22 protein-coding genes are annotated in these 21,835 nt (G+C 40.3%); 11 read left to right on the forward strand and 11 right to left on the reverse strand.

From position 1 onward, the window contains the following. Nucleotides 1–63: 63 nt before the first annotated feature. The 5 genes from GHD25_RS09075 to GHD25_RS09095 all read right to left on the reverse strand — a co-directional run bounded on the left by GHD25_RS09075 (nt 64) and on the right by GHD25_RS09095 (nt 5,085). The gene (locus GHD25_RS09075; protein WP_164216096.1) at nt 64–1,488 is read right to left on the reverse strand and encodes a TRAP transporter large permease subunit; all 1,425 of its coding nucleotides are present in this window, start codon (nt 1,486–1,488) and stop codon (nt 64–66) included. A 20-nt stretch (nt 1,489–1,508) separates the two neighbouring features. Beyond that, nucleotides 1,509–2,186, reverse strand: a complete 678-nt coding sequence (locus GHD25_RS09080) for an aspartate/glutamate racemase family protein (protein ID WP_346426779.1) — start codon at nt 2,184–2,186, stop codon at nt 1,509–1,511. Between the two features lie 626 nt (nt 2,187–2,812). After that, a complete protein-coding gene (locus GHD25_RS09085; protein ID WP_164216069.1) occupies nt 2,813–3,745 on the reverse strand; it encodes a manganese-dependent inorganic pyrophosphatase in 933 nt (310 codons plus the stop codon). A gap of 144 nt (nt 3,746–3,889) precedes the next feature. Continuing rightward, nucleotides 3,890–4,444 (reverse strand): hypothetical protein, encoded by a 555-nt coding sequence (locus GHD25_RS09090; RefSeq protein ID WP_164216070.1) that lies wholly within the window; start codon nt 4,442–4,444, stop codon nt 3,890–3,892. Between the two features lie 86 nt (nt 4,445–4,530). Next, entirely contained in the window at nt 4,531–5,085 is a 555-nt protein-coding gene (locus GHD25_RS09095) for a hypothetical protein (RefSeq protein ID WP_164216071.1), read from the reverse strand. Between the two features lie 127 nt (nt 5,086–5,212). Between GHD25_RS09095 and GHD25_RS09100 the strand changes: the two genes are divergently transcribed. Beyond that, nucleotides 5,213–5,662, forward strand: coding sequence for a DinB family protein (locus GHD25_RS09100; protein ID WP_164216072.1), 450 nt, complete (start codon nt 5,213–5,215; stop codon nt 5,660–5,662). Next, nucleotides 5,649–6,776, forward strand: coding sequence for an NAD(P)/FAD-dependent oxidoreductase (locus tag GHD25_RS09105; protein WP_164216073.1), 1,128 nt, complete (start codon nt 5,649–5,651; stop codon nt 6,774–6,776). The genes GHD25_RS09100 and GHD25_RS09105 overlap by 14 nt, the downstream gene beginning before the upstream one ends. A 280-nt stretch (nt 6,777–7,056) precedes the next feature. Here the strand turns inward: GHD25_RS09105 and GHD25_RS09110 are convergent, their stop codons facing one another. Continuing rightward, nucleotides 7,057–7,473, reverse strand: a complete 417-nt coding sequence (locus GHD25_RS09110; protein ID WP_164216074.1) for a universal stress protein — start codon at nt 7,471–7,473, stop codon at nt 7,057–7,059. Between the two features lie 45 nt (nt 7,474–7,518). After that, entirely contained in the window at nt 7,519–8,982 is a 1,464-nt protein-coding gene (locus GHD25_RS09115; RefSeq protein WP_164216075.1) for a SulP family inorganic anion transporter, read from the reverse strand. Between the two features lie 241 nt (nt 8,983–9,223). On the opposite strand from GHD25_RS09115, the gene GHD25_RS09120 reads away from it, so the two are divergent. Then, nucleotides 9,224–9,400 (forward strand): hypothetical protein, encoded by a 177-nt coding sequence (locus GHD25_RS09120; protein WP_164216076.1) that lies wholly within the window; start codon nt 9,224–9,226, stop codon nt 9,398–9,400. Nucleotides 9,401–9,501: 101 nt separating this feature from the next. On the opposite strand, the gene GHD25_RS09125 is transcribed toward GHD25_RS09120, so the two are convergent. Together GHD25_RS09125 and GHD25_RS09130 are read right to left on the reverse strand one after the other, a co-directional pair. Beyond that, the gene (locus GHD25_RS09125) at nt 9,502–10,167 is read right to left on the reverse strand and encodes a hypothetical protein (protein ID WP_164216077.1); all 666 of its coding nucleotides are present in this window, start codon (nt 10,165–10,167) and stop codon (nt 9,502–9,504) included. 211 nt (nt 10,168–10,378) lie between these two features. Beyond that, a complete protein-coding gene (locus GHD25_RS09130; RefSeq protein ID WP_164216078.1) occupies nt 10,379–11,017 on the reverse strand; it encodes a YczE/YyaS/YitT family protein in 639 nt (212 codons plus the stop codon). A 351-nt stretch (nt 11,018–11,368) separates the two neighbouring features. Between GHD25_RS09130 and GHD25_RS09135 the strand changes: the two genes are divergently transcribed. After that, nucleotides 11,369–11,935, forward strand: a complete 567-nt coding sequence (locus GHD25_RS09135; RefSeq protein ID WP_346426780.1) for a Maf family protein — start codon at nt 11,369–11,371, stop codon at nt 11,933–11,935. A gap of 83 nt (nt 11,936–12,018) precedes the next feature. Here the strand turns inward: GHD25_RS09135 and GHD25_RS09140 are convergent, their stop codons facing one another. Together GHD25_RS09140 and GHD25_RS09145 are read right to left on the reverse strand one after the other, a co-directional pair. Continuing rightward, nucleotides 12,019–12,633: a cupin domain-containing protein gene (locus tag GHD25_RS09140; RefSeq protein ID WP_240452283.1), complete on the reverse strand. Its 615-nt coding sequence runs from the start codon at nt 12,631–12,633 to the stop codon at nt 12,019–12,021. Nucleotides 12,634–12,717: 84 nt separating this feature from the next. Then, entirely contained in the window at nt 12,718–13,287 is a 570-nt protein-coding gene (locus GHD25_RS09145) for a TetR/AcrR family transcriptional regulator (protein WP_164216079.1), read from the reverse strand. Nucleotides 13,288–13,446: 159 nt separating this feature from the next. Between GHD25_RS09145 and GHD25_RS09150 the strand changes: the two genes are divergently transcribed. The 7 genes from GHD25_RS09150 to GHD25_RS09180 all read left to right on the forward strand — a co-directional run bounded on the left by GHD25_RS09150 (nt 13,447) and on the right by GHD25_RS09180 (nt 21,740). Further along, nucleotides 13,447–15,471 (forward strand): efflux RND transporter permease subunit, encoded by a 2,025-nt coding sequence (locus tag GHD25_RS09150; protein ID WP_164216080.1) that lies wholly within the window; start codon nt 13,447–13,449, stop codon nt 15,469–15,471. A 48-nt stretch (nt 15,472–15,519) separates the two neighbouring features. Next, nucleotides 15,520–17,358, forward strand: a complete 1,839-nt coding sequence (locus tag GHD25_RS09155; RefSeq protein WP_164216081.1) for a WXG100 family type VII secretion target — start codon at nt 15,520–15,522, stop codon at nt 17,356–17,358. Between the two features lie 96 nt (nt 17,359–17,454). Continuing rightward, nucleotides 17,455–18,135, forward strand: a complete 681-nt coding sequence (locus GHD25_RS09160) for an RluA family pseudouridine synthase (protein WP_164216082.1) — start codon at nt 17,455–17,457, stop codon at nt 18,133–18,135. 301 nt (nt 18,136–18,436) lie between these two features. Next, nucleotides 18,437–19,570, forward strand: coding sequence for a sporulation integral membrane protein YtvI (gene ytvI / locus GHD25_RS09165; protein WP_164216083.1), 1,134 nt, complete (start codon nt 18,437–18,439; stop codon nt 19,568–19,570). A 112-nt stretch (nt 19,571–19,682) separates the two neighbouring features. Further along, nucleotides 19,683–20,198, forward strand: a complete 516-nt coding sequence (locus GHD25_RS09170) for a hypothetical protein (protein WP_164216084.1) — start codon at nt 19,683–19,685, stop codon at nt 20,196–20,198. Between the two features lie 116 nt (nt 20,199–20,314). Then, nucleotides 20,315–20,713, forward strand: coding sequence for a hypothetical protein (locus GHD25_RS09175; protein ID WP_164216085.1), 399 nt, complete (start codon nt 20,315–20,317; stop codon nt 20,711–20,713). An 85-nt stretch (nt 20,714–20,798) separates the two neighbouring features. Continuing rightward, a complete protein-coding gene (locus GHD25_RS09180) occupies nt 20,799–21,740 on the forward strand; it encodes a carbon-nitrogen hydrolase family protein (protein ID WP_164216086.1) in 942 nt (313 codons plus the stop codon). Nucleotides 21,741–21,835: the final 95 nt, after the last annotated feature.

Genomic DNA, 21,835 nt, shown 5'->3' on the forward strand with positions numbered 1-21,835 from the left:
TAAGATCCAATAAAAATTTAACAAATTAGTGCCGGAAAGGTTCAGTCTTCTTATTAATATCTACTAAAAGATAAACCAGGCAATTAATCCAACCATTAAAAAATAGAAAGAGTTCGGCAAGGCGAGAACCATAACCTTAAGCGGATCTACTTGCCTGTTTAGGATTCCCCCAATCAGACCGCAGACAACAAATGCGGTCAATCCTACCGGCGGCATATTCTGACCTGCAGCTGCAATATGCGAGGCTCCAATTGCGATGAATGTCGGATCCACACTCATGTTCTCAAGAATGGGTCCAAGAAAAGTAACAATAACCGATTGAGCTGTTGTCTGGGAACCCGTCAGCATTCCTACAATGACCATGGATATGGCGCCGCCAACCTTTACCATGGAAGCAGCCAATCCTTCAGTCAACACGGCAACCTGTTCAATAAGGCCTGAAGCATAAAAAACACCAACCATCACCCCCGCACATAGCTGTATTTGCACAGTTTGACTTACTTTAATTAACCCGCCTTTCAACACGCCCTTTGTCTCTTTTCGAACAATTGGGAAGAGAAAACTGACAAGCAGTGCAATGATAATGGCACTTACCACCTGAAATGTGATTCCCTGTAAAATTGGAATTTCCATTAATGGATTTAAAATGGCTGAAAAAATGGTCCATTCTGCAAATATATTATAATCAAAGCCTGTATTCGCAATGACAATAGCTACTAAAACGCCAAGCGGCACCAGTGTCATCCATCTTTCCTTTAAAATGGAGGAAATTGATTGTGTTGTTTTTAAATGCTCCGGCATCTTCCTTCCTTTTACAAATCGGAAAGATTCAAAAATAGCTATTAATGCACCAATGCTAACAGTAATATAGGCAATTTTAATGACCGGGCCCGGATCAATCCCAATTAGAGAAGATGAAAGGAAAACCCCCTGGGAAATAGGTGGCATAATGGAGCCAATCGAAGCCCCTACCAAAATAATCATCCCAATCTGTTCCGGTTTGACTTTTAACTCATTCAATGAATTAATCACCAGAAACCCAATAACCGTTGCAGCTGCAATAGCATCCCCTAAAAAAGAGCCTGCAATAATTAATGTTATAAAAATCGCTGCAATTAAACCCTTCGGAGAATTTCCAAACACAGAACGAAGACCAATTAAAGTTGTATCCATCGCACCAAGCCTTACTTGGGATTCGGCATAGATTGATCCAAAAATGGATAGCATGATTACCCAGGATAAGCGGTCAATTCCGTCGATAAAAGCAAGCAGCGTTTCCAATGGTGCCAGGCCCGAAATAATCGCGGAAGAGAGTGCAGCCACAAGTAATGCAATCTTTATATTTCCTCCGATTACCGGTATTTGTTTTACCAAAGCAATAGTAAATAATAGCAAAAGCGGCACAATGATCTCCAGCATAAAATTCCCCCATTTTTTTAAATTTGTACAAGATATTCTATATAAATACTCTTTTTGCTTACTGCGGATATTATATTTTAGGTAATATCTTAAATGGTCAAATAAACATAATTTACCAAAGTAGTAATATCAAATATCGGCAACTTGGTTACTTCCCTGATTGCATCCCTATACGGCGGCATATTCGTGCATTCCAAAATAATCGCTTTTAAACCCGGATGACTTGAAATTAGCTCACTTGTTATCTGTTTCATTTCTTCCTTAACAGCAGCTTCATTCAATTCAATTTCCTCATGAACAATAGCACCCGAAAATTTCGGCATATTATCCATACCTTTAATAATGACATGCTGGTGATGCGCATTTACCCCGCTTAAATGAGCTGTTGTCAAACTGGATTCCGAGGCTGTAACAATACCAATTGGTTCACCAGCAGTAATACTTGCCATCGGTATTTGAAGTAGACTGGACGAATAAAATGGGACAGTTAACTGTTGCTGTATTTCCTTTTGGAATAGAGCCAGAAACCCACAGCTTGTTGTGATAGCCCTGATGCCTTCTTCTTCAAGTTCTTTGGCTGCTTGGACGAATGGTTCTATTAAACCAGTGTCCCTTTCCTTTACCACTTTGGAAATACTTGCTCCCTCTACCATTTTGTAAACAACGGAAAAAGGAAAAGTATGCTTATTGCCAATATCTCCTGCCGGTCTATAAAACTGAGTATCTAACATTAATATTCCGATTTTGGCCTTTTTCATCTTCAACATAATTGCATATCAACCTGCCGGCAGCACTGCAAAGAATTGATAAGTCTTTATTATCTTGAACAGACGGCAAATGATATGCAGTAATTCTTCATCTCCTTCCCTTATTTAATACATAAGTTGCATCTTATTAATTTGCTTTTTAACCTTTTAGAATATCTACATGATGTATATGCAGAAAGCGCTTTCATTTAATATATATGCAAAAAAGATGCCAAAAACAATTAACTTGAAAATATATTGAATAAAAATTCTAAATCCCATTTTTAAGGTATCTGGACAGTATTAATAAAAATACTATTAAAATTTAAATACAATAATATACAAAATTGCTAATAAAGGTATTATAATTTATATAACTTATAACCAAAATTAGTTTTGCATGCGAGTTCTATTTTCTTGGAAATAGAGTGACGGTAATCGGTTGGAGGTTTGTAGTAAAAGGCGGGATTTTTATCCAGGAGATCTTTCGTTTGTATTTACACGTTCTTACCTCTCTTTCTCTTGCCGCATCTGAATTTCCAATAATTTGGAACAAAAAAACTCCCCATAAGATAGAAACAGATTTTTATTTCCTAATCTGTCTATCTTAACGGGAGCATATTAAATTCCAGCGGCAGCTTTTCTCTTTATTTTATAAATTCATCTGTCAGCACCGTAACAATCTGTTTTTTCCTTGAAACAACGCCCTTTAGGAGGGCTCGGCTATTTTTATCCAGTGTCACGTCAAATCCTTGTTCCACTTTATCCGCTCCATTTCCCCGGGCGAGTACTTCGGAGTCATTATTCAAAATATCCGTTACAACAAATAGAAACAAATCAAGATTCTTTTCCTTAATAATTTCTGCCATTTCTGCATCAATCTCTTCCTGAAGCTCGAACACAGAGTTCGTATCCACTGTATTCACTTGAGCGATTTCCACTTTGGCGTCACCCATGGAAAACTCTTTCGCGTCCATGGTCAGGAGTTCTTTTACACTGTGATCACTTAAATCAGCACCTTTTTTCAGCATATCCAGACCATATGATTCCAGGTTTACCCCGGCAAGCTCGGCAAGTTCATAGGCAGCATCGATATCTTCCTGTGTGCAGGTGGGCGATTTTAGCAGCAGGGAATCGGAAATAATTGCCGAAACGAGCAGTCCTGCAATCTCTTTGGATACAGGAATCTTATTCTCCTTATACATTTTATTTAAAATGGTTGCCGTGCATCCCACCGGTTCAGCACGGTAATACAGCGGCTCTTTCGTTTCAAAATTAGCAATGCGGTGATGATCAATTACTTCTTTGATTCGTACATCATTGATATTATCCACGCTTTGCTGGAATTCATTGTGGTCAACTAAAATAACATCTTTTACATCAGAATCAACTTTCTCAATGAAACGCGGGGCCTCAAACCCGAAGTATTCCAAAGCAAAATTGGTTTCTTTGCTGACTTCACCAAGTCTTACCGGCTCCACATTTTCTCCCATTTTTGTTTTCAGATCTGCATAAGCAATTGCAGAGCAAATGGTATCTGTGTCCGGGTTTTTATGTCCAAAAATCAATGTCTTTTCCATATCCATTCACCTCTTTTAATTCAACTCTCCAACTATTAGATTATCATAAAAACCGGTCCTATGTCATGAGCTGCGTTATAATTGGAGCTGCATTAACCATTTTCAGAATTACACGGATGCGAAGCCCATGGCTTTTTTGCTCCCTTAATTACTTACAGGGAGTGTTTCGGTTATATTCCAAATCCTGTCATATCGATTGTAGCTGTTTAATGCGATATCCAAATCATGGAAATATCGGTGCAAATCACGGACCTGTTCCGGGTCCTCTTCCTCGATAACATTTGCGGCTAAATTCCGAACCGCATTTAAATCCTGCTGCAGTGCTTCATTTGAAACCGAATCAATATGCTGATCAATATAAGCAATTATTTCACCGGCAGCTTCTGTTTGCTCTTCCCAGTCCAAATTATTTATACCGCCATAACCTGTTGTATCGTTGTAAAAATCATGCTGATTGGTAATAAATTCTCCTATTTCGCTATGTTCCTTTCCAACCGCCTCCTGAGTTTCTTCGATCTGCTGCTGTGTCTCTTCGGGTATCTCTTCACTTTCCGTGGATGTGGAGGTCTGCTGATTCAATACTTCATTAATATCAAGGTTAAATAGGTTAAAAAACAGGATGACAGATCCAATAACCGTCACAGATAAAACGATAATTAATGTCCATATAAACCAGCCATACTTTCTTTTTCCTGCCAAAACAAGTCACCTCCACCTTATATTTTTTGCACTGCTCTCTATTTCTTTTCTTATATAACCTTACGTTTACACCTTTTGGATCCCGTCTATTTTTGATATCCTTCAGCCTTGTACCAATCCATTATTTCTTGTCTTACAGGTTCATCCTGCACTTCCTCTGCATCGGGACCAGATACATCAACGATCTTTATATACGGATTTAAAGGCCCATCCTTATCCTGCAATTTTATGATACAATACCCCTCTTTTTGTGACGGTATGATTTCCAAAATGGCTTTATCGGAATATAATTCATATATTTTTTCCTCATCTGTTTCACTGATTGTCCATACTTTGGCAGGGTCTTCCACATCAGCAGGTTGTGCTGTATTTGCCGATACGCTTTCGGCAGAATTTATTAATTTGTCGTTATGCTGATTATGTAATAGACGGATTACCTCTGAAATCCCTATCAATGCCGCTCCATATGCCACAGAACTGGGCAGCATCATGAAAAACATATGCCAATCCATCGTAGTTGCGTATGGATCACCCGCGATGGGAGTTTCATAATTTGCACTCTGATAAGCACTATATAAACCAACAATAATAATGACAACGCCTGTTATAAATAAAATTACACCAATAATATTTACCTTCATTATTTTTCCTCCCTCTGTAATGTTATTCTTTATTGACCCCAGCAAATCCTTTTTTATTTTACTTTTTTCCGAATCATTTCTATGATTGAGATAAGCACAAATCAATTTTTTGAAGGAGGAAATTTTTATGTTTAATCATTTCAATTACACACGTGAGGCAACATTGGGAGTTATGAAAGGGCTTGATGAAAGCAAAGTGGATATCCAGCCGGAAAAACTTAACAATACACTCCGCTGGCATGCCGGACATATTCTTGTCACAGCAGAAAGTCTGTTATTTGGTTTCCCAAACCACTCCAAAAATTTTCCGGAAGCATACCAGGAACTTTTCGCAACAGGTACAAAACCAGCTGATTGGCCCGAACAAGTACCAGAGCTTTCAGAGATTATCGAACATTTAAGCGAGCAAAAAAAGCGAATAAATGATCTGGATGAAACATTTTTTAACAAAAATCTTCCTTTTGAAATGCCCTTTGGCAATTTTAAAACGTATGGGGATATATTCCTGATGATTACCCAGCATGAAGCAGAGCATACCGGACAAATGAAGGTGTTGAATATGATTGTCAACAGATAATACAGCCCCGTATATAGTTATCGGGTCCGGAATTGCCGGTGCTGCAACAGCTTACTATCTTGCCAAAAACGAGTGCCCCGTGGTTGTCATTGACAGAAAAGAAGCTGGACAGGCAACGGATGCCGCAGCAGGGATTTTATGTCCTTGGCTTTCCCAGCGAAGAAATAAAGCATGGTATCACCTGGCAAAAGAGGGTGTAAAATTTTATCCGCAGCTGATCGATGATTTAGCGGAAGATGGGCAAATGGATACCGGATACGCAAAGGTGGGGGCGATCAGCCTTCACAAAGACGGGGAAAAACTGCAGGCAATGAAAGAACGTGCGGTAAAACGCCGGGAAAATGCCCCGGAAATCGGCGAGATAACCCTGCTTGACGAAGAACAGACAAAAGCACTTTTTCCTTTATTGGCGGATGGGTTTGGTTCCGTACATGTAAGTGGTGCCGCCCGGGTAGACGGCAGAAAACTTCGCGAATCCTTAATCAGAGCAGCTAAAAGTCTCGGTGCCGTTTTTTTGGAAGGCAGCGCTCAATTATTATTTAAAGGCAATTCCATTTATGGTGTTGAAGTTGAAGGGAAAGAAATAAATGCAGTTAAAGTGATCGCCGCTGCCGGTGCATGGATGGGTGAATTGTTTAAGCCTTTGGGTGTTGATTTCCATGTCCAGCCGCAGCGTGCACAAATTATGCATATACAAATGCAGAATGTGAAAACGGACTTGTGGCCGCTTGTTATGCCGCCAAATAATCAGTACATGCTTACATTCGGTAATGGCAGGGTGGTCATTGGCTCCACTCATGAAGATGAAGCTGGTTATGACTACCGGGTTACAGCAGGCGGTATGCATGAAATTTTAACAAAAGCAATGGAAACCGCTCCCGGAATAGCTTCTGCCACTGTAGTGGAAACCCGTGTCGGCTTCCGGCCGGTTGCACCGGGGTTTCTTCCCATTATCGGAGAGCTTACCGGCTGGGACGGACTTCTATTGATTAATGGGCTGGGAGCTTCAGGCTTGACGATGGGACCTTACATTGGCTCACAAGTAGCCAGGCTTTCACAGGGTAAAAAGATAGATCTTGATTTAAATAATTATGATGTGGCACAAGCTTTGTAGAGGGATAAGGAAATAATTGTTACCAGCAGGAGCAATTCAGCACCGCTGATGTCCCAGGCATTTTGGTGCAGCCCCGGATTCCGATCATTTATCTCTATTTAATATGAAGCATTTTGACAGAAGATGCTGATGAGAAGAACCGTCAATCTACCAGACAATAAATCTGGATTAAAATTCGAAAAATAAAACTAAAATCTATTAGAAAAGCTATCGATTCGCTCTCCCATTATCGAATCGATAGCTTCCCCATATTCTTTGGAAATGGAAATCCCAGGATATTTTATTTAACAATCAATACCGGACAATCCACCCGTTTCGCCACCTTATGGCTGACGCTTCCAAGCAAAAATGTCTGCAGGTTATTTAATCCCCGGCTGCCAAGAACGACACAGTCAAACTCATGATCATTCGCATAGTTTACAATCGTCGGGCCTGCTTCACCATGCAAAAAATGGGTTTCGTAAGGTACGCTTGATTCTTCCAGCAGATCCTTAATGACTTTCAGCTTCTCTTTACGCTTTTTTTCAAGCTCAAATTTATCCCGTGCCTGTAACACATCCGTTTTTGCCATCTGTCCATCCACTACATAAACAACGTCAATTTTTCCATTAAATTTTTTTGCAATTTCGAGTGCATACTCCGCCGAGCGTATCGAATGCTTTGAGCCGTCCGCAGCGACCAATATCTTTTGAAACAATTGCTCCACCTCATTAAAATAGGGGTTTTTTTATAGTATAACAGATTATTGTCCGGATGCTGCTTTTGAAAGGCCGCCTATTTTTTCTTTTAATTGTTTACTTTCTTCATTAACGCCGGTATAGTGCACTTTAATATTATTTTGTTCAAATCTTTGTTCCACTTTATCCAATGCCCCTATTGCCGAATCATCCCAAAGATGTGCATGTGTTAAATCAATGATAACTTCGTTTACACTATCCGTATAAATAAACTTTTTCGGAAAATCACTAACCGATGCAAAAAACAATTGCCCATTTACACGGTAAATTCTTTTTTGTTCTTTCATTACCAGTTCATCCGTAACTTTCACTTTGGATATTTTCGCCGCAAAGAAAATCGCACTCAGCAGCACTCCTGCCAGTACCCCTTTTGACAGATCATTTGTATACAATACAACACCGACTGTTGAAATCATGACAAATGCATCTGTGCGCGGCAGTTTATGAAGGTTTTTTACGGAGGACCAGTCAAAGGTGCTGACCGATACCATAATCATCACTCCAGCCAAAGCAGCAAGTGGAATTTGCACAACCAGTCCTCCCAGCACCACAATTAAAAACATAAGAAATACGCCTGCAACAAGTGCAGATAAACGTCCTTTTCCGCCGGATTTGACGTTGATGACGGATTGGCCGATCATCGCACAGCCCGCCATGCCGCCGAAAAATCCTGAAACAATATTCGCGATTCCCTGGCCGCGGCTTTCTTTATTTTTATCACTTTCTGTCTCTGTCATATCATCCACGATATTTGCGGTTAACAATGATTCAAGGAGTCCGACAATTGCCAATGCCAATGAGTATGGAAAAATAATCATCAGCGTTTCCAGTGTTAATGGAATAGACGGAATAAGAAAGACGGGAAGCTGCTGAGTTATTGTTCCCATATCACCTACAGTGCCCACCTCAATATTTCCAAAAACAGCAAGCACCGTTACCGCAATAATAGCTATCAGTGTAGATGGTACTGCTTTGGTAAGCTTAGGCATAATATAAATGATGGCCAATGTTAATGCCACAAGCCCGTACATCACCCAGCCCTCGCCCTGGAAATGAGGGATTTGCGCCATAAAGATCATGATGGCCAGGGCATTTACAAATCCGATCATCACCGAACGCGGGACAAATTTCATTACTCTTGCCAGCTTAAAAACCCCAAAAATTATTTGTATAATTCCTGTCAGGATGGTTGCTGCCAATAAATACTGCAAACCATGATCCGCGATCAGATTTACCATTAACAAAGCCATGGCTCCAGTCGCCGCGGAGATCATGCCCGGCCGCCCCCCTACAAACGCTATCACAACAGCAATACAAAAAGATGCATACAACCCCACCATTGGGTCTACCCCTGCAATGATGGAGAAAGCAATAGCCTCCGGAATTAGCGCTAATGCAACCACAAGCCCCGCTAATACATCACCTTTGACATTACCAAACCATTCCTGCTTCAACTGTTCTATTCTCAATGCACTACCTCTTTCTTCTTATTTTGACCCGTTCTTTTGGCTCACACAATTAATGAATTCTACCACAGAAGCATTATTTTTCAAAATGCCAAGAAAGCGTGAACATTGAGCTATTGCTTTGTCAAACTCCCTATTTCTAAGGTTTTCACTATGAATATAGAAACTACTTATTTCGTATTACATTTACATATTTCAAACGATTTGGTAATCTTATTGTAGATTTATATGAGGGGGATACAAAATGAAAGAGAAGCTAACCATTTTTATAATTTTACTTGTGACGGTTATTGGAATAGTTATTGCCTGGTTATGGCTTCAAAATATTATAGAAGACTATAATTTGGACAGTTCTTCATCAGAGCTCATCATCGGTGAAAAAGAAACCGGAAATCAATCACTTTCTATAAGCAGTTTTTAAATAAATAATCCTGATTTTGCCGGCAGCCAATTTGCTGATTATCTTTGCTTCATGGCTTTCTTTTAATGTTTGATATGGTTTTGTGACCATTTTTTTCATCATCATTCCCCTTCCAATGCTTCCAGTGAAATTCTTAAAAGCTCCGGATAGAGATCGCGATTGATTGCATAGCTGGGGGATATCGCATGTTTTTCATAGTAATTGGAAATTTTATTTACGATGGATGCTGATGCCCCTTTCGGTATATGGATCATCCTCCCCTGTGAAATAAAACTTCCATCCTCCATCGGCAGCAGCAGAACGGATACCACTTCCCCGGGAACCGGTTTTCTATTTCTTTTTGAATGTATAGTTACCATTTTTCTGTTCCCTTCGAAAATATCACGGAAAATGAAAGCTTTACCTCTCCTGCCCCTATCTTCTTCCACATAGTAAAATCCCGGGCTTATTTCTAGCCAGCTTGCCAGCACCTGCTGGACTGTTACACTTTTCTTTTTCCATTCCTTTTTATGTGTTGCTAAATATTCCTGATAAATGGTTTTTTGGGATGGCGGCAAGCGGTAACAGTATATTGTCCACCAAAACAATTGGGTGAATATATAATTTTCGGTTCTTTCAGAAATATTCATTTTATCCAACTGGTTCTCTGTCGCTTCCACAATCTCCTTTTTATAATGACGGACAGAATAATCCACCAGCTCATCCAACACATTAATTAATTCTTCCTGTACTTTATCGGGAAAATAAATAATATTACTTTGCCCCATTAGAATCCCTCCATGGCTTATTTTTCCTCATTCTATCATGCTGGCAAAAAAGCTCAACAAGGGGAAATTGGAAATCTGCCGATCCAGGAGCAAAGAAAATATCATTTTCCATGAGATAAAATTGTAAATCTGCCATAGCAGCATCTGGCAATTTTAAAAATCAATCATTCTGTATCTGAAGCCAAAAAAAAGACAGGAAAAGACTCCTGTCTCAGGCTGTATGTTCGGAATGTTTTTTCCCAATACGAACATCAATTCTAAAAATAACTTTTCTGAATAGATGGAAAGTGTATTGGAATATTGGACTTTGTATAAAGGTGAACAGGAATGTGACAATAAATACCGGGCCGCCTAAAAGCCAGCCGATACCGAGGACTAGGGTTTCTACAATAATACGGATTTTTCCGATCGAAGCTCCGAGCTTATCGGAAATGGATAGCATGAAACCATCACGCGGCCCCGATCCGACCCCGGCTGCATTATAGACACCGCCGCCAAAACCCATAATAATAATGCCTAAAAGAATAGTGAAGTAATCCTGCCAGCCGTGTGCTGCCTGCGGAAGAATGTCCATCCATAAATAAAAATCCACAAAAGCACCGACAAGCACCGCATTAAAAAATGTACCGAGTTTAATATAGCTTTTATCTAATATCCAGGAAATGATAATTAACAATACCGAAATAATGATTGCCCATGAGCCAATGGACAGGCCCACCTTTTCAAATAACGCCACATTCAGTACGTCCCACGGATGAATTCCCACATGCTGAACTTTTATTGCAATACTGATCCCATAACTAAAAATAAGGACTCCCACAAGAAAAAAGCCCCAACGAATTCCAAGCATTTATGTCCCTTCTTTCTGTATACATACTATCATAATATTTTTCGGGAATTTTATGAAGCAAAACTGCTTAGAAGGGGTATTGCATGAATAAAAAAGTAACCGGGAGCGAACAAATGACTAAATAGCAGTGTAAACAAAATGTTGGCAACATGAATATCGAAGTTATTTTTAACTTTTAATATAGAAATTGTCCTTGTTTTAATTCTCTTTCGGGCTATTTTAGAGGTTACAAGCATATGGACTAAACGGAGTGCTGCAGGAAGGAGGAATATTGAGACGGGGACAATTTATTCCCTCCCCGCTGTTTTTCTGCTAAAATATACGATATCCATGCAGAAAGGACCAATAAATATGAAACTTATTCTGGCATCGGGATCTCCAAGACGACAAGCATTGTTAAAACAAATACATATCCCATTTACGATTCGTAAACCAAATGTAGATGAAGGGCAGATTCAGAAATCAGATCCGCGGGAAAAAGTGCTGCAGCTGGCGGCACTAAAAAATGAACATACGCCAATTAAACATACGGATGAAGTTATTTTATCTGCCGATACCGTAGTTTCCCATCATAATCAAATATTTGGAAAGCCAAAAGATAAGCAGGATGCGTTGAATATGATCTCATTATTAAGCGGGGACGTGCATGATGTTTATACAGGAGTTGTTATCCGTTCCAATAATAAGAAAATCAGCTTTGTGGAAAGGACTGAAGTAACTTTCAGAAAGTTGTCCCGGAATGAAATAGAATGGTATGTGTCCAAAAAAGAGCCCTATGATAAGGCAGGGGCATACGGCATTCAGGGAATGGGTGCCATTTTTGTCAAAGGAATTACAGGGGATTTTTTTAATGTGGTAGGGCTTCCTGTATCGAGGGTTGCCGAGAAACTGCGCAGCTTTTTTATCTTTCCCGAGTAAGACCCGGGCCCCTATATAATTCAAGCTTCCTCCGTGCCAATAATAAAAAGGATGACTGGCAATCATCCTTTTTACAAAGTGCTTTAATTATGGTGTCCTTCAGCAGCCATTGCAGCCTTCTTCGTCTCATGCACCGTCCCATACTCATGTTCCGGTGGAGCATAGATCGTATAAAGTTTCAGAGGGCGATTTCCCGTATTAATAATGTTATGCCATTTACCGGCAGGGACCATAATTGCCGAGCCTCTCGAAATCCGTTCTTCAAAATCCAGATTGTGCTGCGTATCTCCCATTCGGGTGATCCCTTCCCCTTCCTCTATTCGCAGAAATTGATCATGATTGCGGTGAACTTCCAAACCGATATCGTCACCAGGCTGGATGCTCATGATAACCACCTGTAAATACTCTCCGGTCCATATCGCTGTCCGGAATGTATTATTTTGCCTGGCAGCCTGATGAATATTCACGACATACGGCCGGGATCCAACATCCATGGATTGTCTTTCTTCCGATGGTATATGCATAGCAGCTTCCGCCTGATGATTCATATTGGGACCACTCCCTGCAAAATATGGGGAGAACATTTGCCCGGCATTTTCCTGCGGGAACGAAGGCTGCTGGTTGATCGGCTCACCTCGATAACCATACGACGGAGCAGCCGGGTAATAAGGGTACGGATACATAGGTACAATATACAATGAAATTTACTCCCTTCCACAAAATCTCAAAGTATTTTATGCATTGTTTGTGTGAAAAGTGCCCATACTCTCATTCATCCACGTTTATTTCACCGCTGACAAACCATGGTTGGCAATATTGTTGATAAGCCCCGCCATCTCCTTTGTTGACAGCATCAAATCGTCATCCATCCATTCCTTAACCATCTGCAGACCGCCGCCTATAATAAAAACAGAGGCATAATGAGAAATATTTTTTTCATGTCCTTGAGTCAGTTTCCAGCTTGCCTTTAAATATTCTCGGGCAATTTTCATCACCCGCTTTTGAAAGTTCGGATCCGCGTTTTCATGCAGCAGAATTTGAACAATTTCTTTGTTCGCCATCACATAATCCAATAGTTTTTCCGTCATCTGAATCGATTCCTCATCTTTGTTAAAATCATGCTGGCCAAAGTAAGACTGCATATCATCCAGGACTTCCTCTTCCGTTTTCGCAAGAAGATCATATAGGTCCAAATAATGAGCGTAAAATGTAGAACGGTTTACATCTGCGAGCGAACAGATTTCTTTCACCGTAATGTCGGAAATCTGTTTTTCCTTTAATAACTTAATCAAGCTTTCTTTCAAGACCATCCGCGTATATTTTTTTCTTCTGTCCAATTTTTCCTCAGCCATAAAATCTACCCCTTTTTGTAAAAAATCCAACACATTCACTCAACGTGTTGGGAAACAAACGATTTTTATAAAACTGTATGTTGAATAAACAACACTGTGTCTTATATAATGATATAATGGAAAATGAACTTAGGCAAGAGAGGATGAGATTTATCAATAATGGCATCACGTATATTAAAACATAAAAAGTTCGTCGTATTTACATTCATTCTTCTTGCCGTCATCAGTATATTTGCCCAGTTTACCGTATCTGTTAATTACAATTTAACAGAGTACCTGCCGGAAGATTCTCCTTCCACCATTGCCATGGAAGTGATGGAAGAAGAATTTGAGGACAGTATTCAAAACGCGAGGGTAATGATTCACGACGTTTCCATCCAGGAGGCCCTCGTTTTTAAAGAAAAACTTAATGAAATAGACGGCGTTACCAATGTGGACTGGCTGGATGATGCGATTGACATAAAAATGCCAATCGAAATGGCAGAGGAAAGCACAGTAGAAACATACTATCAAGATGATACAGCACTCATTTCCCTCACTATTGAAGAAGAAAGAGAAGTCGAAGTAACCGATAAAATTTATGCACTGATCGGGGAAGAGAATGCGATGGATGGCGAGGCAGTCGATACTGCCGTTTCCCAAAAAATGACCGGATCGGAAACAATGTTTGCTGCGGCTATTCTTATTCCCATTATTATTCTTATATTGGTCTTATCCACCACTTCATGGATGGAGCCGGTGTTCTTTCTTACAGCTATCGGGATTTCTGTCCTGATTAATCTGGGAACCAATATATTTCTCGGAGAAGTTTCTTTTATTACCCAATCCGTGGCACCGCTCCTTCAGCTGGCAGTTTCCCTGGATTATGCCATCTTTCTGCTGCATAGTTTTCAGGATTACCGTAAAAAGACCGAAAATCCGGAAGAAGCCATGCGGCTGGCCATGAAAAGATCTTTTCCGGCAATTACAGCCAGTGCATCAACTACCTTCTTCGGATTTATCGCACTCAGTTTTATGGACTTTGAGATTGGTGCTGATTTAGGAATCAATCTCGTAAAAGGGATTGCATTAAGCTATATTACTGTCATCGTCTTTTTACCTGCGTTCACCGTGATGTTCTATAAATGGATTGATAAAACAAGGCATAAGGCACTGCTGCCAAGCAAGTGGCATATTGGAAAATTTGTGATCAATCTTCGTATACCCATGCTTATTCTCGTACTTCTGATTATCGTACCGGCATTTATGGCCCAAAGCCAAACCAACTTCATTTTTGGTATGGGAGAGCTGCCGGAAAACACGCGTGCAGGAAGCGATGCCTTGCAGATTGAGGAAACATTTGGAGAATATACGCCTGTAATTATACTCGCACCAAGGGGAGACCTCTCACGGGAGGAACAATTAATACAGGAATTGAGAAACCTGGTAAATGTAACAAGTACGATCTCCTATACCGACGCGGTCAGTACTGCCATCCCACCGGAATATCTGGAGAATACGGTGACAGAACAGTTTTTCTCGGAAAATTACAGCAGAATTATAGTAAATACAAATGCAGGATCAGATGGTGAGGAAGCTTTTCAATTAGTGGAGACTATCCAGGATAAAACGGAACATTACTATGGTGATGAAGCATATGTGCTTGGAGAAAGCGCAACATTATATGATACAAAAGTGACCGTGGAAAGAGATAATACTCTAGTCAATGTCATGACGGTAGTGTCAATTGCCATTGTCCTATTGATCAGCTTCAGATCCATTTCCATGCCTGTTGTGCTATTGCTTACGATTCAGGCTTCTGTTTGGATTAATTTGTCGATTCCCTACTTTACGGGAACCGCCCTTGTATTTATCGGGTATTTAATCATCAGTACCGTACAGCTTGCAGCTACCGTGGACTATGGCATCCTTCTGACGGAGGATTATGTACAGAACCGAAAGAAAATGTCAGCTCTGGAGGCCATTAAAAAATCAATAAACGAAAAAGTATTTTCAATAGCCGTATCGGCATCCATTCTGACAATCGTTGGTTTCGTTCTATCCTTTACCTCGACCAACCCGATCGTATCGGATATTGGACTGCTGCTTGGACGGGGAGCATTAATGGCATTTATTCTTGTCATCTGTTTCCTGCCCGCATTGCTGTTAACGTTTGACAAATTCATACGAAAAACAACATGGTAATTTAAACACAGGCGTGGCACTGTGTTTCATCAAAAGGAGAAATTTACGATGAGATTTAAAAAAATCTTTCTTGTTTTTCTGGTCGCTGTGCTTATTTTCCCTTCATTGCTAGTTGCTGCCAGTCCTGTCGAGGTGGCAGAAGATGAAGATTCGGATACAGCAGAGTTGGAGGAAGGCAGCTTTTCCCATAAAGATGAAGTGATATATGGTACACTTCAGTCTAATGGGGATCAGGAAGAAACTTTTGTCGTCAACCATTTCCGTGTTACGGAACCCGGAATGCTGATTGACCACGGTAATTATGATAGCGTCAGAAATCTGACAGATTTGTCGGAAATTGAACAGATGAATGATGAAATTCATTTTGCTGCTACAGAAGAAAATTTTTATTATCAGGGAAATATGAATCATGAAGCATTGCCCTGGAAATTTTCCATTTCCTACTTTCTTGACGGAAAAGAAATAAACCCTGCTGAGCTGCTTGGTGCCGATGGTCATATTGAAATAGTATTGGAAACCTCTCAAAATGAGGAAGGTGAGCAGCTGTTTTTTGAAAATTACCTGCTGCAAATATCCCTTACTGCAGATCCTGACCGCTACAGCAATATCGAAGCAGAAGAAGCCACCGAAGCAAGTGCAGGTACAGATAAACAATTTACCTATACAGTAATGCCGGAAGAAGAGGAAGTTATACGGTTTTCAGCTGATGTAACCGATTTTGAGCTGGAAGCCATTGACATTAACGCTGTTCCGTCAACCATGTCCATAGATGAACCGGACACAGATGAAATGACAGAAGAAATGACATCACTGACAGATGCCATTGGAGAAATCAATAATGGAGTCGGCGAACTGAGAGATGGTGTTTCCGAGTTGAATAACGGCGTCACCGATTTACAGGATGGATCCGGCCAATTCCGGGATGGTATGACAGAAATCAATCAATCTTCCTCTGAATTGATTGAGGGATCAAGACAAATAAATGATGCGCTTGCAACAATCAGTCATTCACTTTCTGAGGAGGATATTGATTTTGAACTGGGAGAGCTGTCCAGACTGCCGGAAGGGCTTGAGGAGATGGCGGAGACAGTCAGTAAAATTGCAGATGGGCTGGAAGAATTAAAAGAAAACTATCAAACTGCCTATAATGTATTTGATAAGGCAATGGAGGAAATCCCGGAATACCATATTGATGAAGAGGAAATTTACGAGCTTTATAGGCTTGCAGGAGGAGAATCCGAAGCGCTGGATCAATTAGTTGTTATATACGAAAAAGCGCTTGCAGCCAAAGGAACCTACAATGAAGTAAAACAGGGTTTTCAGGCAATAGATCCGGCATTAACCGAAATTATCAGCGGAATCAGAGAACTAGAAACAGCTTTGAACACCACTTCCAAGGAAATTTCCACTGCCATTAGCAATATGGATGTCATGGATCCGATCACTCAGTTAAGCGAGGGACTTACCGAGATCTCCAATAATTATAACGCCTTTCATGCAGGCCTGGAAAGCTATACAGACGGGGTGGGCGAGCTATCAGGCGCTTATGGTGATATACATGCCGGCATTTCCGAACTGGGCGAAGGAACCCGGCAGCTGGAAGAGGGGGCAGCCGAACTCCATGATGGAACCAATGAACTATATGCTTCAACAAATGATTTACCTGATCAAATGCAAGAAGAAATTGATGAAATGATCGCGGAATATGATAATTCCGACTTTGATCCTGTATCATTTACTTCATCTGAAAACGAAAATATAAACTCAGTACAATTTGTACTCAGAACAGAAAGCATTACTGCAGATGACGATGAAGATGACAATGATAAAGCAGCAGAAGAAGAGGAAAAAAGCATCTGGGAACGTTTCCTTGATTTATTTAGATAACAGTTTAGGGGATGGCTGTATAAGAACAGTCATCCCCTTTTCTATTCATTTCATGTTAATATGTTGTTTAGTACGAAAAAAGGAGTTTTACTTGCCATGAAAGTGACCATACTTTATGAAGACAACCATTTATTATTTGTGGAAAAACCGGTCAACATCCCGGTACAGGAGGATAGTTCAAAAGATCAGGATTTGCTTTCTTACCTGAAAGAAGATATAAAAATCCGCTATAATAAACCGGGAAATGTGTATCTGGGGCTTGTTCATAGACTGGACCGCCCTGTTGGCGGGGTCATGGTTTTTGCGAAAACATCCAAAGCAGCTTCCCGCCTTTCCGATACAATCCGAAGAAACAAAATGACTAAAAAATATTACGCTGTTGTACGCGGAAGGCCTAAGAAAGATACTGCTGTTTTAAAAGATTATTTGGTAAAGGACCGCAGAAAAAATCAGGTGTATGCTGTAAAACCAGATACAAAAAATGCAAAAAAAGCAGTGCTGGATTATGAAGTAATTAGTGAAAAAGAAGGATTGAGCCTCCTTGCAATTAATCTTCATACCGGAAGGCCTCACCAAATACGTGTCCAGCTGGCATCCCGCAGTCATCCGCTTTACGGAGATCAAAAATATGGAAGCAGTGTAAATAAGACTGGGCAGCAAATTGCTTTATGGTCCCACAACTTAAGGTTAGAACACCCGGTGAGAAAGGAAGAAATGAGTATAAAATCCAATCCGCCAAGCAATTATCCGTGGAACCTCTGGGAAAGTCTATATTAATTTTTTGGTAAATACAGGACAATAGAAGTGAATGTTTACACCTTCACATGCTAAAATAAAGAATATAGAGGATAAATTTAGTTGCTGGAATATAATTTTTAAGAATTTTAGTGGAGAATTCAACATGAAACCGGGGAAAATTAAGATGGGTGATTTCGTCTCGTCTTAGTGAATGTGTTAGTTTTTTCTTATACTTAAGACTGAAAAACCTTAGCTTTCTAAAATCACTTCTCAGCTAAAATTTCATATTTGCCTGAATCGTAAAATCTTTCAGCAGTCTTATGAGAGGAGTATTATTAATATGAAACATCCAACCATTCAAAAAATCTTTCGTATATTGCTTATACTTCTGCTCACTGTTATTGGACTGTTTTTGCTGTATCATTTTTTAAGGCTTACATATCCTTTTCTGATAGCAGCGCTTCTTGCATACTTGATTCATCCCATCATTCGCTTGTTGGAAAAATATCTACGGTTTCCCAGGCCTATTGCTGTTTTAACGAGTATACTTCTCCTCTTTGGAATTATCGGGGGATTAGTAACAATTTTAGTTAAAGTGATCATCGATGGAATCCTTTATTTATCCGATTACATACCTTCACAAATTGAACAAATATCGGCTAATATACAAAATTATTTCAATGAAACCATATTTCCGCTATGGGATCAGGGAATCGGCTGGCTTGATAATATTGAGGAGGGGCAACGTCAGGCATTGCAGGAAGGGATTCAAATTGTCGGAAATAATATAGCCCAGGTGCTTGGTAATTTGGGCCAGAGTATTGCAAGCGGGATTTCAACTTTTGTTGGTGCACTTCCCATTACATTTACAGTGATTATATTTTCGATTTTAGCTATCTATTTTATCAGTAAAGACTCAAAGAAATACGCAGCAATATATAAAGACAAGCTTCCCTTGATTTTCAGGAGAAAAACCATGCACGTGTTACATGACTTAAAAGTAAAGATCTTTGGTTTCCTGAAATCACAAATTATCCTGATGACACTTACTGCTATTGTCAGTCTGGTTGGTCTATTCATACTGCGGGTAGACCAAACAATTACCATTGCCGTTATTCTGGGTATTCTTGATCTAATACCATACTTTGGTCCGGGGCTTGTTTTAATCCCCTGGAGTATTTACAGCTTTTTCACAGGTGATATTTTTATGGGAGTCGGCTTGCTCATACTGTATGCTTCCACAGTCATTGTCCGCCAGATATCAGAACCGAAAGTTTTATCAACAAGCATGAAGTTAAATCCGCTGGCAATTCTTGTCTCCATGTTCGCCGGTTTGCAGCTGTTTGGTTTAATTGGACTCGTAATTGGCCCGATTTCACTTGTACTGCTTATCGCCTTGTATGATGCCAAAGTATTCGAAGGCCTGTGGCTCTTCATAATAGGCAAATCAGCCGGCGATAAAAACGGGACATAGGGACAGGTCAACTGTCCCACCGGATGTGGGACAAGCTATCTGCCTCATCCATGGGCACATCAACATAAAAATAACATATAATACCTCCAGACATAGGTTTGGAGGTGTTTTTATGGAAAATTACGTAAATCAGATTTTAAGCAATTGGGAAGGCAAGCCTTTAGAGAGCGCACATAAAATCATTCGGAAGTACGGGTATCCTCAGGAAGCCTCTAAGGGGAAACTAACTTGGTATGATAATGGTCCCTGGAAACGCACTATTATACATCGCGAGACTGTTCCGCATAACTTCCCCCATCCGCATCCCGACTTTCTGGAGCAAACCATTGATTATCAAGTGCCTATTCATTTATATGATGATATTGCGGCTTTTGATGGAAGTGTTTATTTAGACCGTACAAAGGGGGAAGCATCTGCGATGTGCGATGAAGAAGCCATGAACTTTTTATCCCTGAATGTCATGCATGAAATTGTTACCGGCCAGCGGGATGTGGAAGGAGCAAAAATGTTCTTGGCTCAGACGGCTTTTATGTATCTGACACAAAACGTATCATCTCCGTATACGGAGGGGCTGATCTTTCCAAAACAGTACAACACCGCGGATCCGGGGATTATTTACTTTGAATAAAGTATTGCTTTCGTGTGCATGGAGAGAACCGTCTCTCCTTTTCTATTTGGACAATCTCTTTAAGTGCATGTCTACCCGTGTTATTCTTATGGTGAAATGGTTGAGGAGTGATAAATATGCTTAAAGTTTTTGCTGCATTCCTGGCTCCTTTTATATTAATGATATTTTTTTCTCTCTTTAACGTTTTTTCCATGATTCTCTCAGGTAATTATTCCATTTCGTTTTCTTTGTCGGGTTTCTTATATGTTTATATTTTTGCTTTCCCTGCTTATCTTCTTATGGGGGTCCCCGTTTCCGTGATCATTGAACGCATTAACCTTGGACTGCGCTGGTTCCATTATTCACTCGCAGGAGCTTTTGCAGGGTTTGTACTCGTTTTCATTAATTCTGTGGGTAATTCACAAGGTTTCGTGTTTACCTTCGAATGGGCTATTACATATATGGTGGCTGGTTTTTCTTTTTATACAGCTTTAAGAGGTTTGGAAATATTGGATGAGAGGCTGCAAAATAAATGAAAATATTAACCTCCCTATCATTGATTAAACATTGATAATATTATAATCTTATAGTCACAGAGCAGATTTTTAAGGGGAGAAAACCATGCCAAAAAAAGTAACCGCAGCGATTATCCAAGTCAAACCGGAATATCTTGATTTAAAAAATTCAGTGGGAAAAGCAATCCACTACATAGAAGAAGCTGCCTCCCAAGGTGCTGAACTGATTACTTTTGGGGAGACATGGCTGACAGGCTATCCTACCTGGATCGACCACATTCCTAAAGCGTGTTTATGGGATTATGGACCGACAAAAGAGGTGTATGCGCTTCTGCGGGAAAACAGTGCAACTGTACCGGGACAAGAAATAAATGCAATCGCAGCGGCAGCCAAGAAACATGGCGTCACGGTAGTAATGGGATTAAATGAGCGAGTGGACCATGGAAAAGGAAACGGCACTTTGTATAACAGTTTAATCATCATAGGGCCGGACGGACAGCTCCTGAATCATCACCGTAAATTGGTTCCAACATTTACGGAGCGGCTTATATGGGGACAAGGTGACGGAGATGGACTGAATGCCGTAAATACGAATGTTGGCCGTGTCGGCGGACTAATCTGCTGGGAGCACTGGATGCCAATGGCAAGACAAACGCTTCATGAGGCAGGAGAACATATACATATTTCAGTTTGGCCGACGGTAAATGAAATGCATCAGATTGCCAGCCGCCATTATGCATTTGAAGGAAGATGCTATGTACTGGCTTCCGGTTTAATAGAATCTGTCAGTGATCTCCCTTCCCAATTTGAACTTCCTGCAGAATTAGAGGAAAACCCGAATCGGCTGCTCCAGAGTGGGGGCAGTGCCATCATCGGACCGGATGGCAATTATATTGCTGGTCCGGTCTATGATGAGGAAACCATTGTCATAGGTGATATAGAGTTGAATAAAATCAACGAAGAAAAAATAACCCTGGATGTTACCGGCCATTATTTTCGGAAGGATATTTTTTCATATCAAGTAAAAAAGGGACAGAGGGACAGGTGAGTTGTCCCACAAAAAATGGGGCACAGCGGGTTTGTCAAATAAAGTGTGTAAGTTAATTCTTACTCAAGATATTTTAAAACCCGATCTTTAAGATT

The organism is Virgibacillus aidingensis, from assembly GCF_010994035.1.
Classification (GTDB): domain Bacteria; phylum Bacillota; class Bacilli; order Bacillales; family Amphibacillaceae; genus Virgibacillus_N.

What these genes read in the sequence shown, in the direction of transcription:
- GHD25_RS09145 (WP_164216079.1), bottom strand. Translation starts at nt 13,287, where the DNA reads ATGGCTGAGGAAAAATTGGACAGAAGAAAAAAATATACGCGGATGGTC.
- ytvI (WP_164216083.1), top strand. Translation starts at nt 18,437, where the DNA reads ATGAAACATCCAACCATTCAAAAAATCTTTCGTATATTGCTTATACTT.
- GHD25_RS09150 (WP_164216080.1), top strand. Translation starts at nt 13,447, where the DNA reads ATGGCATCACGTATATTAAAACATAAAAAGTTCGTCGTATTTACATTC.
- GHD25_RS09130 (WP_164216078.1), bottom strand. Translation starts at nt 11,017, where the DNA reads ATGCTTGGAATTCGTTGGGGCTTTTTTCTTGTGGGAGTCCTTATTTTT.
- GHD25_RS09100 (WP_164216072.1), top strand. Translation starts at nt 5,213, where the DNA reads ATGTTTAATCATTTCAATTACACACGTGAGGCAACATTGGGAGTTATG.
- GHD25_RS09160 (WP_164216082.1), top strand. Translation starts at nt 17,455, where the DNA reads ATGAAAGTGACCATACTTTATGAAGACAACCATTTATTATTTGTGGAA.
- GHD25_RS09125 (WP_164216077.1), bottom strand. Translation starts at nt 10,167, where the DNA reads ATGGGGCAAAGTAATATTATTTATTTTCCCGATAAAGTACAGGAAGAA.
- GHD25_RS09155 (WP_164216081.1), top strand. Translation starts at nt 15,520, where the DNA reads ATGAGATTTAAAAAAATCTTTCTTGTTTTTCTGGTCGCTGTGCTTATT.
- GHD25_RS09080 (WP_346426779.1), bottom strand. Translation starts at nt 2,186, where the DNA reads ATGTTGAAGATGAAAAAGGCCAAAATCGGAATATTAATGTTAGATACT.
- GHD25_RS09120 (WP_164216076.1), top strand. Translation starts at nt 9,224, where the DNA reads ATGAAAGAGAAGCTAACCATTTTTATAATTTTACTTGTGACGGTTATT.
- GHD25_RS09085 (WP_164216069.1), bottom strand. Translation starts at nt 3,745, where the DNA reads ATGGAAAAGACATTGATTTTTGGACATAAAAACCCGGACACAGATACC.
- GHD25_RS09135 (WP_346426780.1), top strand. Translation starts at nt 11,369, where the DNA reads ATGAAACTTATTCTGGCATCGGGATCTCCAAGACGACAAGCATTGTTA.
- GHD25_RS09180 (WP_164216086.1), top strand. Translation starts at nt 20,799, where the DNA reads ATGCCAAAAAAAGTAACCGCAGCGATTATCCAAGTCAAACCGGAATAT.
- GHD25_RS09170 (WP_164216084.1), top strand. Translation starts at nt 19,683, where the DNA reads ATGGAAAATTACGTAAATCAGATTTTAAGCAATTGGGAAGGCAAGCCT.
- GHD25_RS09095 (WP_164216071.1), bottom strand. Translation starts at nt 5,085, where the DNA reads ATGAAGGTAAATATTATTGGTGTAATTTTATTTATAACAGGCGTTGTC.
- GHD25_RS09175 (WP_164216085.1), top strand. Translation starts at nt 20,315, where the DNA reads ATGCTTAAAGTTTTTGCTGCATTCCTGGCTCCTTTTATATTAATGATA.